The sequence below is a fragment of the Streptomyces sp. enrichment culture genome (assembly GCF_964272895.1).
Classification (GTDB): Bacteria; Actinomycetota; Actinomycetes; order Streptomycetales; family Streptomycetaceae; genus Streptomyces.
Map to the genome: position 1 here is coordinate 44,994 of NZ_OZ186833.1, position 14,438 is coordinate 59,431.

At 72.4% G+C, this 14,438-nt stretch carries 13 protein-coding genes; 11 read left to right on the forward strand and 2 right to left on the reverse strand.

Features of this window, described 5'->3' with window-relative positions; all coding sequences use genetic code 11:
• The first annotated feature begins 103 nt into the window (after positions 1-103).
• From ACSU6M_RS33775 to ACSU6M_RS33785, 3 genes are all read left to right on the forward strand, one after another.
• Entirely contained in the window at positions 104-1,246 is a 1,143-nt protein-coding gene (locus tag ACSU6M_RS33775; RefSeq protein WP_437075540.1) for an AfsR/SARP family transcriptional regulator, read from the forward strand.
• A gap of 116 nt (positions 1,247-1,362) precedes the next feature.
• A complete protein-coding gene (locus ACSU6M_RS33780; RefSeq protein ID WP_437075542.1) occupies positions 1,363-1,665 on the forward strand; it encodes a hypothetical protein in 303 nt (100 codons plus the stop codon).
• 263 nt (positions 1,666-1,928) lie between these two features.
• Positions 1,929-2,918 (forward strand): sigma-70 family RNA polymerase sigma factor, encoded by a 990-nt coding sequence (locus ACSU6M_RS33785; RefSeq protein ID WP_437075543.1) that lies wholly within the window; start codon positions 1,929-1,931, stop codon positions 2,916-2,918.
• Between the two features lie 82 nt (positions 2,919-3,000).
• On the opposite strand, the gene ACSU6M_RS33790 is transcribed toward ACSU6M_RS33785, so the two are convergent.
• Entirely contained in the window at positions 3,001-3,924 is a 924-nt protein-coding gene (locus ACSU6M_RS33790; RefSeq protein WP_437075545.1) for an aromatic prenyltransferase, read from the reverse strand.
• Positions 3,925-4,493: 569 nt separating this feature from the next.
• On the opposite strand from ACSU6M_RS33790, the gene ACSU6M_RS33795 reads away from it, so the two are divergent.
• The 8 genes from ACSU6M_RS33795 (at position 4,494) to ACSU6M_RS33830 (ending at position 12,785) form a co-directional block, all read left to right on the forward strand.
• Positions 4,494-5,690, forward strand: coding sequence for a ScyD/ScyE family protein (locus tag ACSU6M_RS33795; RefSeq protein ID WP_437075546.1), 1,197 nt, complete (start codon positions 4,494-4,496; stop codon positions 5,688-5,690).
• Positions 5,691-5,783: 93 nt separating this feature from the next.
• Positions 5,784-6,938, forward strand: a complete 1,155-nt coding sequence (locus tag ACSU6M_RS33800; protein WP_437075547.1) for an inositol-3-phosphate synthase — start codon at positions 5,784-5,786, stop codon at positions 6,936-6,938.
• Positions 6,935-7,789 carry an SCO3242 family prenyltransferase gene (locus tag ACSU6M_RS33805; protein ID WP_437075549.1) on the forward strand — a complete coding sequence of 285 codons (855 nt, stop codon included), beginning with the start codon at positions 6,935-6,937 and terminating at the stop codon, positions 7,787-7,789. Before ACSU6M_RS33800 ends, ACSU6M_RS33805 begins: the two co-directional genes overlap by 4 nt.
• Positions 7,786-8,682, forward strand: a complete 897-nt coding sequence (locus tag ACSU6M_RS33810; protein WP_437075551.1) for a sugar phosphate isomerase/epimerase family protein — start codon at positions 7,786-7,788, stop codon at positions 8,680-8,682. The genes ACSU6M_RS33805 and ACSU6M_RS33810 overlap by 4 nt, the downstream gene beginning before the upstream one ends.
• A complete protein-coding gene (locus ACSU6M_RS33815; protein ID WP_437075553.1) occupies positions 8,679-9,335 on the forward strand; it encodes an EboA domain-containing protein in 657 nt (218 codons plus the stop codon). Before ACSU6M_RS33810 ends, ACSU6M_RS33815 begins: the two co-directional genes overlap by 4 nt.
• Positions 9,335-10,216, forward strand: a complete 882-nt coding sequence (locus ACSU6M_RS33820; protein ID WP_437075554.1) for a TatD family hydrolase — start codon at positions 9,335-9,337, stop codon at positions 10,214-10,216. Before ACSU6M_RS33815 ends, ACSU6M_RS33820 begins: the two co-directional genes overlap by 1 nt.
• Positions 10,216-11,385, forward strand: coding sequence for a metabolite traffic protein EboE (gene eboE, locus ACSU6M_RS33825; RefSeq protein ID WP_437075555.1), 1,170 nt, complete (start codon positions 10,216-10,218; stop codon positions 11,383-11,385). The genes ACSU6M_RS33820 and eboE overlap by 1 nt, the downstream gene beginning before the upstream one ends.
• Positions 11,382-12,785, forward strand: coding sequence for an alkaline phosphatase family protein (locus tag ACSU6M_RS33830; RefSeq protein WP_437075557.1), 1,404 nt, complete (start codon positions 11,382-11,384; stop codon positions 12,783-12,785). The genes eboE and ACSU6M_RS33830 overlap by 4 nt, the downstream gene beginning before the upstream one ends.
• Positions 12,786-12,936: 151 nt before the next feature.
• On the opposite strand, the gene ACSU6M_RS33835 is transcribed toward ACSU6M_RS33830, so the two are convergent.
• On the reverse strand, positions 12,937-14,436 hold the full coding sequence (locus ACSU6M_RS33835) for an MFS transporter (RefSeq protein WP_437075559.1): 1,500 nt from the start codon (positions 14,434-14,436) through the stop codon (positions 12,937-12,939).
• Between the last annotated feature and the right edge of the window lie 2 nt (positions 14,437-14,438).

The following is a 14,438-nucleotide window of genomic DNA, read 5'->3' on the forward strand; positions in this document are numbered from 1 at the left end:
CCCAACGCCGCGAAGGGGACATGGATGACCGATACGGCCTGGCCGGCACCGCCGCCCGCCCGGCCGGGCGACCACATCAGGCCATGGAGATGGGGGTTCACGGATGGCGAACGAGCCCGGCAATCTGGACGCGTGGCGCATCGCGGAGTTGGAGCGTGAGGTTCGGGAGCTGCGCCGCACCAACGAGGCACTGCGGGTGTACGTGGCCGGCGAACTCGAACTCTTGAACGGTGTCACGCGCGGGGTCAGGAACGCCGCGGTCGCACCGGCCCGGCGAGCGGACGACGAGCGTCCCTCGCCCCGGAACCCCGAACAGCCGTGCCCCATGGTCGAGTTCCGCGCACTGGGACCGATCGAGGTCGTCGTCGGCGGCCGCCTCGTCGACCCCGGAGCACCCAAGCAGCGCGCACTGCTGGCCCTCCTCGTCGGCAAGGTCGGAGAGCCGGTGGCCGTCGACGTGATCGTCGACGAACTGTGGGCCGGGAACCCGCCGCCCTCGGCGATCGCCTCGCTCCAGGCGTACGTGGCCAACCTGCGCCGCATGCTGGAGCCGGGCCGCGCGCCCCGGACCCCGCCGATGGTGCTCCGTACCTACGGCCGCGGCTATCTGCTGGACAGCCGTGTTGTCGAGGTGGACGTGCACCACTTCAACGAGCGGGCCGTCGCCGGCTGGCAGGCGCTGGACCAGGGCGACCCGCAGCGCGCGGTGGACGAGTTCGAGGCGGCGCTGGCGCTGTGGCGCGGACAGGCATACGCCGAGGTGGCCGACACCAGCCGTATGCGACCGGACGTGTCGCGGCTGGAGGAGCTGCGGCTGTCGGTGGTCGAGGGGCGCTGCGCGGCACTGCTCGCGGTCGGCGCCCACGAGGTCGCGGTGGCCGAGCTGGAGGCGTTCGTCCAGGCCCATCCGCTGCGCGAGTACGGCTGCGAGCTGCTGAGCCTCGCCCTGTACCGGGCGGGCCGGCAGGCCGACGCGCTCGCGGTGCTGCGCACCAACCAGAGACGGCTGGCGGAGGAACTGGGTATCGACCCGAGGCCGGCGCTGCAACTCCTGGAGAAGCAGATCCTCAACCAGGCGCCGTCGCTGGAGTGGCGGCCCGACCCCCGGGCCGTCGCGAAGCCGGCCCGCCCCGCCGGGCCTCGGGGAACGGCGTGGCTCGCACCCGTACGGCCGTCACCGGCCGCCTCCCCCGCGCCCGGACCCGCCGAACGGCGGGTGCCCTCGGTCGCGTTGGCCGGCACCTGACGGTCCCACCACGATGCCCCTTCGGTACGCCGAGGGGGCATCGGAGCGTTCGCCGCCGGTCCGTATGTCCGGCGGGGCGCAGAAGAACCCGTGCACCGCGACGAAGGAGAGTGCTGATGAGCGTGCGGATGTTCCGCGCCAAGGTGAAGCCCGAGAAGGTCGCCGAGATGGAGGCCGCGGGCAAGGAGATGTTCGCGGCCATCGAGGCCGCCCAGCCGAAGGGCGTCCGCTACACCTGGTGCAAGCTCCAGGACGGCGAGACCTTCCTGCTGCTGGTGGATCTCGAGGACGACGACGCCAATCCCCTCGCCGCCCTGTCCGCCTTCACCGACGTGATGGCGGAACTCAAGGGCGACTGGATCGCCGAGCCGCTGACCATGGAGCAGCTGACCCCCATCGGCTCGTACCGGCTCTTCTGATCCACCCCGATCGGGCGCCTCGTACGGCGGCCGGCGGCACGCATCAGGGCTTCGGTGGGGGACCGCGGCGGCCGAGGTCGCCGGTCCGCCGCGGCGGGGGAAAGGACCGGCCTCGGGGCAGCGGCCGCGTCCGGGCGGCACCGCCTTGAGCACATCACGGGGGATCCTCGAGCGCGGAGGAGCCCTGTGCGCCCGGCGGCCCGTCACACTTGGCGGCTGCTGCTTGTCACACAGGCGAGGCACTGCCGGGAGGAAGCGACCTGATGAACGAAAACGATTGGCTGGCCGACCGATTCGAAACCGACCGTCCGCGGCTGCGGGCGGTCGCCTACCGGGTGCTCGGCTCGATGGCCGAGGCGGACGACGCCGTCCAGGAAGCCTGGATCCGGGTCACCCGCTCGGACGCCAGCGAGGTGGAGAACATGAGCGGCTGGCTCACCACCATCGTGGCCCGCGTGTCGCTGAACATGCTCCAGTCCCGCAAGTCCCGCCGCGAGGACCTGGTGGACACCCCCGAGACCGAGTCCGCGCACCTCCGCGAGACGGACGCGGCCGACCCCGAGCAGGAGGCGCTGCTCGCCGAGTCGGTCGGTGCCGCCATGTTCCTCATCCTCGACACGCTCACCCCCGCCGAGCGGCTGGCGTTCGTCCTGCACGACATGTTCGCGGTGCCCTTCGACGAGATCGCACCGATCCTCGACCGCAGTCCGGCCGCGGTCCGCCAGCTGGCCAGCCGCGCCCGCCGGCGCTTCCAGCGGCAGGGCATCGCACCGGAGGCCGCCGCCGCGGTCCCGCCGAGCGCACCCGCCCCGCAGAGCACACCGGTTCCGAAGAGCACGCCGGTCCACGACCTCGGCGCCGAAGCCTCGCAGGCCGGCAAGGCCGACTTCGTGCAGGCATTCCTCAGCGCGTCCCGCGAGGGCGACTTCGAGGCGCTGCTGTCCATCCTCGCCCCCGACATCGTGGTCCGCGCCGACCAGGCGGCCGTGCGCCGGGGCATGGACACGGGCATGGGGATGGCCACGGGCATGGGCCTGACCGAGGAGATCCGCGGCGCCGACGCCGTCACCCGCGCCTTCTCCAAGCTGTCCTGGGCCCCGGTGCCCGCCCTCATCGACGGGTCCGCCGGCCTGGCCTACGTCCGTGCCGGCGTGCCGCAGGCCGTGTTCCGCTTCGACATCGCCGACGGCCTGATCACCAACATCGACATCCGCGCCGATCTGACCGGCCTGGACATCGTCATCCTGCACTGAGCCGCCGCGCTCCGAGCGGCGGCGGACATGCGCAAGGGGCGGTCCGCCGGGACCGCCCCTTTGTCCTGCCCGCCGAAAGGCGTCAGTCCGTCAGCGAGTCGAACGCCTTCAGCAGCCGCCGCTGGACGTCGGTGATGTGGTAGTACGCGCCGAGCTTGTAGTACTCCTCCGTGGGCGACAGCGTGAGCCCGTAGACGAGGGTGCGCTTCTCGCCCACGTACGCGTACGGCGCCTTGGTGGCGTAGTTGTAGAACTTCTCGATGTCGCCCTCGTCCTTGGACGGCACCAGCGTGGGGTCGGTGGAGATGACGGCGAAGCACAGCCGGTCGATCTTCCCGGTCTCCCAGTTGAGGGTGGGGTAGAGCGAGAAGGAGCGCTTGCAGAACTCCAGCCCCAGCTCGTCCGGCACATGCAGGCCCAGCTCACGGACCAGCGCCAGGACGGTCTCCGGCTCCTTGGTCTTCGCGCTCAGCTCGCTGAAGTAGAGGTTGACCTGGCGCTTCTTGTAGTCCATCGACGTCATCTGGACCTTGTCCAGACCGTAGCGGGCGAACAGCTCCGCGTTCTCGGCCAGGGCCGGCGGCATCGAGGGGATGGCCTTCAGGTCGGCGACGCCGGGCATGTTGTCGGTGGGGAAGAAGGCGTAGGTCTTCTTGAAGCCGCCGGTGACCTCGCCGTCGATGGCGAACATCGAGACCGGAAGGTGCTTCTGGGTGTCGGCGAGCAGATCGTCCACCGGGTGGCCGGTGGCCGGGAACAGCCCCTTGTCGACCAGGGTGGCGTACGGGTCGCCCAGGCTGCCCGGCAGCCCGATGCTGAAGTCCAGCTCGGTGGAGTGCCGCCCGCTCGCCATGGAGAAGACGATGACGCTGCCGCCCTCGGCGAGGGTGCTCTGGAACGTGGTGAGCAGCGGATAGATCTTCTCGCGTGCGGGGGTCACGCCCAGAAGCGCAGCCGCTTCCTCCATGGCCGCATACACACGCTCGACATCAGCGGCTTCGGACATTCGAACCTCCACGCGTAAAATCCGGAAGACGTCACAGAGCGATCCGATCTGGGACACGGCACGAAGCGATGCCGTCCGGCCGCGCCCTTCTACGCTGCGTCCCGCGGCCCAGAGTCGGGCACCCCCCTCGAACTCCGCTGGAGGATCGATGGGCGTCGGCTTGTCCCACCGGGGCCTTCGCCGGCCGGACGCCCCTCGGACCGCGACCGGGTCGCAGATCAGATCTCGCCAACTTCCCGGCCGTGAGGGACACGGCCGGGTCCTCGGGCCGCCCTCGTCCTTGGATCACGGCCGGTGGCACCGGGGATCCCGTGAACGTTCACGCACCCCATGACACCGGCTCTTCCGGCCTCTGACCTGCCGCCCGGTTTGCCGCTCCGGCCTGCCGCCAAGTCGGCGCCAACTCGATCGACAGCCGCAAACAAGCCACATCACCGATGCTGAGGCGCCTGAACACGATGCAGGGAGCGGGTCATGTCGCAACAGTGCGAGTCGGTCCCGGTGCGTCCTGTCGTGCACACCAGTCAGCAAGTCGTGGTTCCACTCGACTCGGAGGGAATGAGGCCAAGATGCGTCTCAAAACGAGCAGGACGCTGGCCGCCGGTGCGGCGGCCCTAGCAGCGCTCGTCGGTCTGGGAGCACCTACGGGGCAGGCCGCCGAGGCCGCCCCGAAGAAGTCGCCCCGTGTGACCGGACATCTCACCAGCGACGCGCCGGTCACCGTGGTGGCCCGCGGGCTGAACTCTCCTCGGAGCCTGGCCTTCACCAAGGACGGCCGTCTTCTGGTCACCGAGATGGGGCCCACCCCCACCGCGTGCCGGGGAACGGGCTTCGCCACCCAGTGCTACGGCACCACCGCGTCGGTCGCGGACGTCTCCTCCGGCAAGCCGGTGCGGATCGCCGAGAACCTGCCGAACGCGTTCAACCAGGAAGAGACCATCGGCCCCAACGGCATCGCCGTCGGCCGTAACGGTCACATCTACACGCTCCAGGCCGGTTCGGAGGAGCAGGTCCCCGAGGTCCTGCCCGACGACCTGGAGAAGACGCTCAAGGAGCAGTACGGCACGGTCATGGACATCACCGACGGTCAGCGCAAGGTCGTGGCGCGCCCCGGTACGGTGAACTGGAAGTGGACCGAGGAGCACCCGGACCTGTCCAACACCTACCCGGCCACCAACCCCTACGCGCTGACCACGAAGCCGGGTGGCGGGTTCTACATGGTGGACGCGGGCGCCAACACGCTCAGCTCCATCGACCGTAAGGGCCGCACCAAGGTCCTCTCCTGGATCCCCAGGACGCCCGCCGGCACCGACGCCGTGCCCACCTGCCTCGACGTCGGCCCCGACGGCGCGGTGTACATCGGCCAGATCACCGGTCACGGCAACTCCGCGACCGCGGCCAACATCTACCGCTACTCCCCGAAGACCGGGAAGCTGAAGGTCTGGCAGAAGGGCTTCAGCGCCATCGGCGGCTGTGGCTTCGGTGCCAACGGTGACTTCTACGTCGTCCAGTTCGACACCACCGGCTTCCTGCCGACCGGCGACCCGATCGGCAACGTCATCCAGATCAACCACGAGGACAACTCCCGCACGGTCCTCGCCGACGGCAAGCTGTTCGCGCCGACGGGCTTCGCGGCCGGTGCCGACGGCTCCATCTACGTGGCCAGCAAGACCATGATGTGGCCGGCCTGCACGGACGCCCCGGCCTGCACCAGCTCCAACATCTACCCGGCGGTCGGTGCCGGAGAGGTCGTCAAGATCGGCTGATCCCCTCCGGTCGTCTCGTCGCGGGCCGTGCCCCCGGCCCGGCCCGCGGCGAAGACCGCAACACCCACCGTGCTCGTGATCGAAGGAGACAACGTGCGTGCTGGCATCTGGCTCATCGGTGCCCGCGGATCCGTCGCCACCACCAGCGTGATCGGAGCGCTCGCGCTGCGCGCCGGTCTGGCCGACCCGGTGGGCTGCGTGACCGCTCATCCCGCGCTGGACGCCTCGGCGCTGCCCGGCTTCGGGGACCTGGTCTTCGGCGGTCACGACGTGGCCACCATCCCGGTGGCCAAGAAGGCCGAGCAACTGGCCGCCGCCGGCATCGTGCCCGGCCGGCTGGTGCAGGCGCTGGCGCAGGACCTCGACGAGGTCGAGACGAACCTGCGGCCCGCCCCGGCCGGCGCCACCCAGGCCGAGGACGCGGCGCAGATCGCCGACGACATCAAGGCGTTCGCCGCACGGCACGGCCTCGACCGGGTCGTCGTCGTCAACGTGTCCTCCACCGAGCCCGCGCCCCCGGAGCACCCCGCGCACGCCGACCTCGGCACGCTGGTCTCCGCGCTGGCCGCGCCGGGCGACGTCCTGCCGCCCAGCTCCCTGTACGCCTACGCGGCGTTCGAGGCGGGCTGCCCCTACGTGGACTTCACCCCCTCCACCGGCGCCCGGCTGCCGGCCCTCGCCGAACTCGCCGCCGCACGCGGCCTGCCCTACGCCGGCCACGACGGCAAGACCGGCGAGACACTGCTGAAGTCGGTGCTCGCCCCCATGTTCGCCATGCGCAACCTCGCGGTCCGCTCATGGTCCGGCATCAACCTGCTCGGCGGCGGAGACGGCGCCAGCCTGACGGACCCGCACGCCAACGCGGCCAAGACGGCCAGCAAGCAGCGCGTGCTGCACGAGACCCTCGGCTACGCCCCCGACGGCGACACCCGCATCGACTACGTGGCCGACATCGGCGACTTCAAGACGGCGTGGGACCTGATCACGTTCGACGGATTCCTCGGCACCGGGATGTGCCTGCAGTTCACCTGGCAGGGCTGCGACTCGGCCCTCGCGGCACCCCTCGTCCTGGACCTGGCCCGGATCACCGCCGCCGCGCACGCGGCCGGGCAGACCGGACCGCTGGAAGCACTCGCCTACTTCTTCAAGGACCCGCTCGGCGACGTCGACCACGCCCTGCACGCCCAGTGGGACGCGCTGCGCACCTACCTCGCCGGGCTCGGGGCCCGACCCGGCGGCGGCCGATGACCACGACGCGCGACCTCATGGAACTGGTCCGCGCGCCCGCCGCCCTGTCGGTGCCCGGCGACGCCGTGGCCGGCGCCGCCGCCGCGGGCGACCTCGGGCCGCGCACCGCCGGACTGTCCGCGGCCGCGGTCTGCCTGTACTGGGCGGGCATGGCGGCCAACGACTGGGCGGACCGGGACCTGGACGCCGAGGAGCGCCCCGGCCGGCCGATCCCGTCCGGCCGGGTCACGGCCGGTGCCGCCCTGGGCGTCGCCGCCGGACTCAGCGCGGCCGGTCTCGCGCTGGCCCACCTGGCCGGCGGCCGTCGGGCCCTCGCCGTGGCCGTGCCGCTGACCGGCGCGGTGTGGGCGTACGACCTGAAGCTGAAGGGCACCGCGGCCGGCCCGGCCGCCATGGCCGCCTGCCGAGGACTCGACGTGCTCCTCGGCGCGAGCGCCCGCCGGGACGGCTGGCGACGCGCGCTCGCCCCCGCGCTCACCGTCGCCGCGCACACCTACACGGTCACCGCTCTCTCGCGCCGCGAAGTGACCGGCGGCAGCCGCCTGCTGCCGGGCGCGACGCTGGCCGCGACCGCCGGGGTGGCCCTCGCCGCCTCGGGACGGGCACCGCGGCCCGGGCTGGTGGGGTCACTGGCCGCCTGGTACGCGTCCGGCTACGGCGACGCCCAGGTCCGGGCGCTGGCCACCCCGGACGCCGGCAACGTCCGGGCGGCGGTCGCGGCCGGCATCACCGGCCTGCCGACGCTGCAGGGCGCGCTCGTCGCACGGTCGGCGCGGCCCGTCGCCGCCGCGATGGTGGCCGCCTGCGCACCCATCGGCCGGCTCCTGGCCGCCAAGGTGTCGCCCACATGAGCGCCCCGGCAGGCACCGGCGTGCGCTTCGGCTACGGAACCAACGGGTTCTCCAACCACCGGCTGGAGGACGCGCTCACCGTCATCGCCGACCTCGGCTACGAAGGTGTCGCGCTCACCCTCGACCACCACCACCTCGACCCGTTCGGGCCGGACCTGCCCCGCCGGGTCGACGCCCTGGCGGCCCGGCTGGACCGGCTCGGGCTCGCCGTCGTCATCGAGACCGGCGCCCGGTACCTGCTCGACCCCTGGCACAAGCACGCCCCGACCCTGCTCGACGACGAACCCGCGGCCCGGCTCGACTTCCTGCGGCGGGCCGTCCGTATCGGAGCGGACCTCGGGGCGGAGGCCGTCTCCTTCTGGGCCGGCGTCCGGCCCGCCGCGGTGCCGCACGCCCAGGCGTGGGACCGCCTGGTGCGAGGCTGCGACGAGGTGGTGGCCGTAGCGGAGGCCGCCGGTGTGCGGCTGGGCTTCGAACCCGAACCCGGCATGCTGGTGGAGACGATCGACGACTGGTTCACGCTGCGCGGCAGACTCGGCGCGCCGGACGGCTTCGGCCTGACGCTCGACATCGGGCACTGCCGCTGCGTCGAACCCCTGCCGGTGGCCGACTGTGTCGCCAAGGCGGGCCCGCACCTGGTCAACGTGCAGATCGACGACATGCGGCGGGATGTGCACGAGCATCTGGAGTTCGGCACGGGCGAGGTCGACTTCCCGGCCGCGCTGCGCGCCCTCGCCGACACCGGATACGGCGGGCTGACGGCCGTGGAGCTGCCCCGCCACTCCCACGCCGCACCCTCGGTCGCGCGCGCGTCGCTGGAGTTCCTCACCGCCGCCCGCGCCGCGGCCGAGGCCCTGGCCGAAGTCCATGAAGCGGAGGAGGTCCCAAGGTGACCGGCGGACATCTCGCAGACGTGCTGAAGGAGCAGGTCGCCGACCCGGCGTGGCTGCACGACGCCGAGCGGCGGGTGGCACAGGACCCGGCCGCCGTCGCCGCGCTGTTCCCCGCCGCCGGCCGCAAGTGCGGCCGCGACGAGCTCACCGACCCCGGCCCCGAACTGGCGGGCTGGACCGTCGACGACGCGGCCCGCGTCCTGCTGCTGACCGCGCTGCCCCTGCACGGCGCCGCACTGGCCGAGCAGGTCACCGCGCTGTACTGGAACGGTGCCGCGGCCGAGAGGCGCGCGGTGCTGCGCGCCCTGGCGCACCTGGACATCGGCTCCGCCGCGGTGGACCTGCTGCACGACGCGCTCCGCACCAACGACCCGCGGCTGATCGCCGCCGCGGTCGGCCCCGGCGCCCGTCACCTCGACGACGGGATGTGGCGGCAGGCCGTGCTCAAGTGCGTGTTCATGGACATACCGCTGACCGCGGTGGCCGACCTGGACCGGCGTGCCGACGGTGAACTGGCCCGGATGCTGGCCGACCTGGACGACGAACGGCGGGCCGCCGGACGGAGCCTGCCCGACGACGCGACCGTCCTGCTGGCGCTGATCGGCGACCGGGCACCCGCACGGTCCGGCGAGGACAAGGAGAAGGCAGTCTGATGCGCATCTTCGACCCACACATCCACATGACCTCACGGACCACCGACGACTACGAGCGCATGGCGGCGGCCGGGGTGCGCGCACTGGTCGAGCCGGCCTTCTGGCTCGGCCAGCCCCGCACGAACGCCGGGTCCTTCCTCGACTACTTCGACGCGCTCACCGGCTGGGAGCCGTTCCGCGCGAGCCAGTTCGGCATCCGCCACTACTGCGCCATCGCGCTGAACCCCAAGGAGGCCAACGACCCGCGCTGCCGCGAGGTGCTCGGCGAGCTGCCGCGCTATCTGGCCAGGGACGGCGTCGTCGCGGTCGGCGAGATCGGCTACGACTCGATGACCCCGGAAGAGGACGAGGTGTTCGCGGTCCAGCTCCAGCTGGCCGTCGAGCACGATCTGCCGGTGCTCGTGCACACCCCGCACCGCGACAAGCAGAACGGCACCCGGCGCACCCTGGACGTCGTCAAGGAGTCGGGCATCGCCCCCGGACGGGTCGTCGTCGACCACCTCAACGAGGTCACCGTCGGCCAGGTCGCCGAGAGCGGCTGCTGGATGGGGTTCTCCATCTACCCGGACACCAAGATGTCACCGGACCGCATGGCGGCGATCCTGCGCGAGTACGGGCCGGAGCGGATGCTGGTGAACTCCGCCGCCGACTGGGGCCGCAGCGACCCGCTGCTCACCCGCGCCACCGGCGAGGCCATGCTGGCCGCCGGGTTCACCGACGACGACGTGGACCGGGTGCTGTGGCGCAACCCCGTGGAGTTCTACGGGCAGTCCGGGCGCCTGGACCTGTCGGCGGAGGCGTCCGAGGCGTCCCGGTCGTCCGAGGCGGGCGAGCCGGCCTCGGCGTTCGCCGGCAACTCCATCGCCCGCGGAGGCAGTTGATGCGGCTGCTCCACCGCGACGGGCAGACGGTCCACCTCGGCTACTGCACCAACGTCCACGCCGGTGAGGAACTCGCGGAGATCGTCGGGCAGCTCGACACCTACGCGGTGCCGGCCCGCCGGGCCCTGGGCGCCGACCGGCTCGGCGTCGGACTGTGGCTCGCCGCGCCCGTCGCCGCGCAGCTCGCCGCCGACCCCGCCGCGGTGGAGCAGCTGCGCCGCGACCTGGACGCGCGCGGACTGGAGGTGGTCACCTGCAACGGCTTCCCCTACCGCGCCTTCCACGCCCCCGTGGTCAAGCACGACGTGTACCGGCCGGACTGGCTGAGCGACGACCGCATGGCCTACACCCTCGACCTGGCGCGGGTGCTGGCCGCACTGCTGCCCGACGACGCCGCCCGCGGCTCGGTGTCCACCCTGCCGCTGGCCTGGCGCACGCCCTGGACGGCCCGGCACAGGGCGGCGGCCGAGGGGCGGCTCGCCGAACTGGCGGACGGGCTTCAGGCCGTGCACGCGCGGACCGGGCGGCTGATCCGCGTCGGGTTCGAACCGGAACCCGGCTGTGTCCTGGAGACGACCGAGCAGGTGGCCGAGGGGCTGTCCGGCATCGACACCCGCTACCTCGGGGTGTGCCTGGACCTCGCCCACCTGGCGTGCGGCTGGGAGGAGCCGGGCGCCGCGCTGGCCCGGCTGGCCGCGGCGGGCCTGCCCGTGGTGAAGGTGCAGGTGTCCGCCGCCCTCGGCGCCGACCATCCGGAACAGGCCGCGACGTCCGCCGCGCTGCGCGGGTACGCCGAGCCCCGGTTCCTGCACCAGACCCGGTCCGCCGCCGGGCATGCCGCCGACGATCTGGGCGAGGCGCTCGACGCGGGCTTTTCCGGGCCGTGGCGGATCCACTACCACGTGCCGCTGCACGCCGTCCCGCAGCCGCCGCTGCACTCCACGCTCGACGTGCTGCGCGGCGCGCTGGCCCTGCTCGTCGGAGGCGACCGGGCGCTGTGCGACCACCTGGAGGTGGAGACGTACACCTGGAACGTGCTGCCGCCCGACCAGCGTCCCACCACCCCCGGCGGGCTGGCCGACGGCATCGCCGCCGAGGTGGCGTTCGCCCGCGACGAGCTGCTCGCTCTGGGGCTGCGCGAACAACCCGTGAGGGAGATGATCCAGTGACCCCCCGACCCACTCCCCTCGTCGTCCTCGACGTCGTCGGGCTCACCCCGCGTCTGCTCAAGCACATGCCGCGGCTGGCCGCGATCGCCCGCACGGGCTGGCAGGCCGAACTCGCCCCGGTGCTGCCCGCCGTCACCTGCTCCGTGCAGGCCACGCTGCTCACCGGCGCACCGCCGAGCGAGCACGGCATCGTCGGCAACGGCTGGTACTTCCGCGACCTCGGCGAGGTCCTGCTGTGGCGCCAGCACAACAAGCTCGTGGGCGGCGACAAGCTGTGGGACGCGGCACGCCGCCGCCACCCCGGATACACGGTCGCCAACATCTGCTGGTGGTACGCCATGGGAGCGGCCACCGACTGGACGGTGACCCCGCGCCCCGTCTACCACGCCGACGGCCGCAAGGACCCCGACTGCTACACCGACCCGCCGGAGCTGCACGACGAACTCACCACCGCCCTCGGTGAGTTCCCGCTGTTCACCTACTGGGGGCCGGGCGCGGGCCTGCCCTCGTCGCAGTGGATCTGCCAGGCCGCGCAGCACATCATGGAGCGCCACGACCCGGACCTGACGCTGGTGTACGTGCCGCACCTCGACTACGACCTGCAGCGGTTCGGCCCCGACGGGCGCAAGGCCGCGTCCGCCGCGGCGAAGCTGGACGCGGTGCTCGGCCCGCTGCTCGACGCGGCCCGCAGGCGCGGCGCGACCGTGGTGGCGCTGTCGGAGTACGGCATTACACGGGCCAGCCGCCCGGTCGACATCAACCGGGCGCTGCGCCGCGAGAACCTGCTGCGCGTGCACACGCAGGCCGGCATGGAGTACCTGGACCCGTGGACGTCGCGCGCGTTCGCCGTCGCCGACCACCAGGTCGCGCACGTCTACGTCGACGATCCGGCGGACCTGCCCCTGGTCCGCAAGGTGTGCGCGGAGCTGCCCGGCGTCGCCGAGGTGCTGGGGGAGGAGGAGAAGGCGGCCTACGGACTGGACCACGAGCGGGCCGGCGATCTCGTCCTGGTCGCCGAGCCGGAGGCATGGTTCACCTACTACTACTGGCTCGACGACGAGCGTGCGCCGGACTTCGCCCGGCTGGTGGAGATCCACCGCAAGCCCGGATACGACCCGGCCGAGCTGTTCTTCGACCCGGCGGCCCCCGTCGCCGCCAGGGTGCGGACCGCGAAGGCGCTGGCCCGCAAGAAGCTCGGCATGCGGTATCTGATGAGCGCGATCGGCCTGGACGCGGGCGCCGCCGCCGTACGCGGCACGCACGGCCGGCTGCCCGCCGACCCGCAGGACGGCCCGGTCCTGCTGTGCTCCGACGCCCGCGGCGCCCGCGAGCGCTACGAGGCGACGGAGGTCAAGGAGCTGCTGCTGGACCTCGCCTCGCTGGGAGACGAGCGGGACTGACGCGAGGACGTCGAGGGCGCGGGGCGCGCCGAGCGGATCGCTCGGCGCGCCCCGCGTTTTGCTGTGCCCCGCCGTCCGGGCCCGTCCGGGGAAACGACATGAGGGCCGGGTGACCCCGGCCCTCATGCCTGGAAGGAGCTTCGGTGGTACGTCAGTGCACCGCCGCTTCCGCCTTGTCCGCCTCGGCGGAGTCCTCACCCCACGCGGGCGTCGGGAGCGGGCCGCTGCGCAGCAGCGCGCCGGCGATGACGGCACCGAGCAGGAAGATGCCCGCGGCCCACCAGAACACCTGGACGTAGCCCTCGATCGCGGCCAGCTGGAACAGCTCCGGTCCCGGCTTGCCGTCGGCGTGGTCCGCCAGGTAGTCGCTGACCGCGCTGGCGGAGATCGTGTTGAGCAGGGCGATGCCGATGGCGCCACCGAGCTGGGAGCTGGCGCTCATCGTCGCCGAGGCGACACCCGCGTCCTGCGGGTCCACGCCGGTGGTGCCGGTGTTCAGGGCCGAGGCGTAGATCAGGCCCATGCCGAGGCCGATGAGCATCAGCGGGCCGAGGATGGCCGAGGCGTAGCCGGAGTCCGTGTCGATCTGGGCGAGCCAGACCATGGCACCGGCGTTGATCAGCATGCCGACGGTGATCATCGGCCGCGGGCCGAACTTCGGCATCAGCCGGGTGTTGCCCTCGTTCGCCATGATGCCCGTGACGATGATCATCGGCATCAGGGCGAGACCCGACTTGATCGCCGAGTAGCCCATCTCGTTCTGCAGGTAGAAGATCAGGAAGAGCAGCACGCTGAACATGCCGATGCCGACGAGCAGCGAGGTCAGGTAGGCGCCGCCGCGGTTGCGGTCGAGCACGACCCGCGGCGGGATCAGCGGCTTGTCGGCGCGCGCCTGCCAGGCGGAGAAGGCGATCAGCAGCACGCCGCCGGCCACGAGGAAGACCCAGGTCGACGGGGTGCTCCAGGAGTGCTCGGCCGCGTTGGAGAAGCCCCAGACCAGGCCGAACAGACCACCGGAGACCAGGATGATGCCGGGGATGTCCATGCTGGACTTGGTGCGGGGCTGGCGGGGCAGCAGCCGGGCGCCGAAGATCAGCGAGAACGCGGCGAACAGCAGGTTGACGTACATGCACCAACGCCAGTTCAGGCCGGACGTCAGGGCGCCGCCGATCAGCAGGCCCAGACCGCCGCCGCTGGCCGCGACCGCGCTGAAGGCGCCGAACGCCTTGGCGCGCTCCTTGGCGTCGGTGAACGTGGTGGTCAGCAGCGCCAGGGTGGTGGGCGCCAGCAGCGCGGCGAAGACGCCCTGCGCCGCACGGGCGGCCACCAGCAGGCCGAAGCTGTTGGCCGCGCCGCCGATCACGGAGGCGGCCGCGAAGCCGAGCAGGCCGACCAGGAGCGTCTCCCTGCGGCCGATGAGGTCGGCGAGCTTGCCGCCGATCAGCAGCAGGGTGCCGTAGCAGAGGGCGTACGCGGTGAGGACCCACTGCTTGTCCGCGTCCGAGAAGTGGAGATCCTCCTGCGCCGAGGGCAGCGCCAGGTTCATCACCGTCATGTCGAGCGTGAGCATGAGGTAAGCGACGCAGACGACGGCGAGGACCATCCACCGCCGTGAGTCTCTTGCCGCGGGTGCGGCACTGGTTGTGGACATGA

What these genes read in the sequence shown, in the direction of transcription:
- ACSU6M_RS33775 (WP_437075540.1), top strand. Translation starts at nt 104, where the DNA reads ATGGCGAACGAGCCCGGCAATCTGGACGCGTGGCGCATCGCGGAGTTG.
- ACSU6M_RS33780 (WP_437075542.1), top strand. Translation starts at nt 1,363, where the DNA reads ATGAGCGTGCGGATGTTCCGCGCCAAGGTGAAGCCCGAGAAGGTCGCC.
- ACSU6M_RS33785 (WP_437075543.1), top strand. Translation starts at nt 1,929, where the DNA reads ATGAACGAAAACGATTGGCTGGCCGACCGATTCGAAACCGACCGTCCG.
- ACSU6M_RS33790 (WP_437075545.1), bottom strand. Translation starts at nt 3,924, where the DNA reads ATGTCCGAAGCCGCTGATGTCGAGCGTGTGTATGCGGCCATGGAGGAA.
- ACSU6M_RS33795 (WP_437075546.1), top strand. Translation starts at nt 4,494, where the DNA reads ATGCGTCTCAAAACGAGCAGGACGCTGGCCGCCGGTGCGGCGGCCCTA.
- ACSU6M_RS33805 (WP_437075549.1), top strand. Translation starts at nt 6,935, where the DNA reads ATGACCACGACGCGCGACCTCATGGAACTGGTCCGCGCGCCCGCCGCC.
- ACSU6M_RS33810 (WP_437075551.1), top strand. Translation starts at nt 7,786, where the DNA reads ATGAGCGCCCCGGCAGGCACCGGCGTGCGCTTCGGCTACGGAACCAAC.
- ACSU6M_RS33820 (WP_437075554.1), top strand. Translation starts at nt 9,335, where the DNA reads ATGCGCATCTTCGACCCACACATCCACATGACCTCACGGACCACCGAC.
- eboE (WP_437075555.1), top strand. Translation starts at nt 10,216, where the DNA reads ATGCGGCTGCTCCACCGCGACGGGCAGACGGTCCACCTCGGCTACTGC.
- ACSU6M_RS33835 (WP_437075559.1), bottom strand. Translation starts at nt 14,436, where the DNA reads ATGTCCACAACCAGTGCCGCACCCGCGGCAAGAGACTCACGGCGGTGG.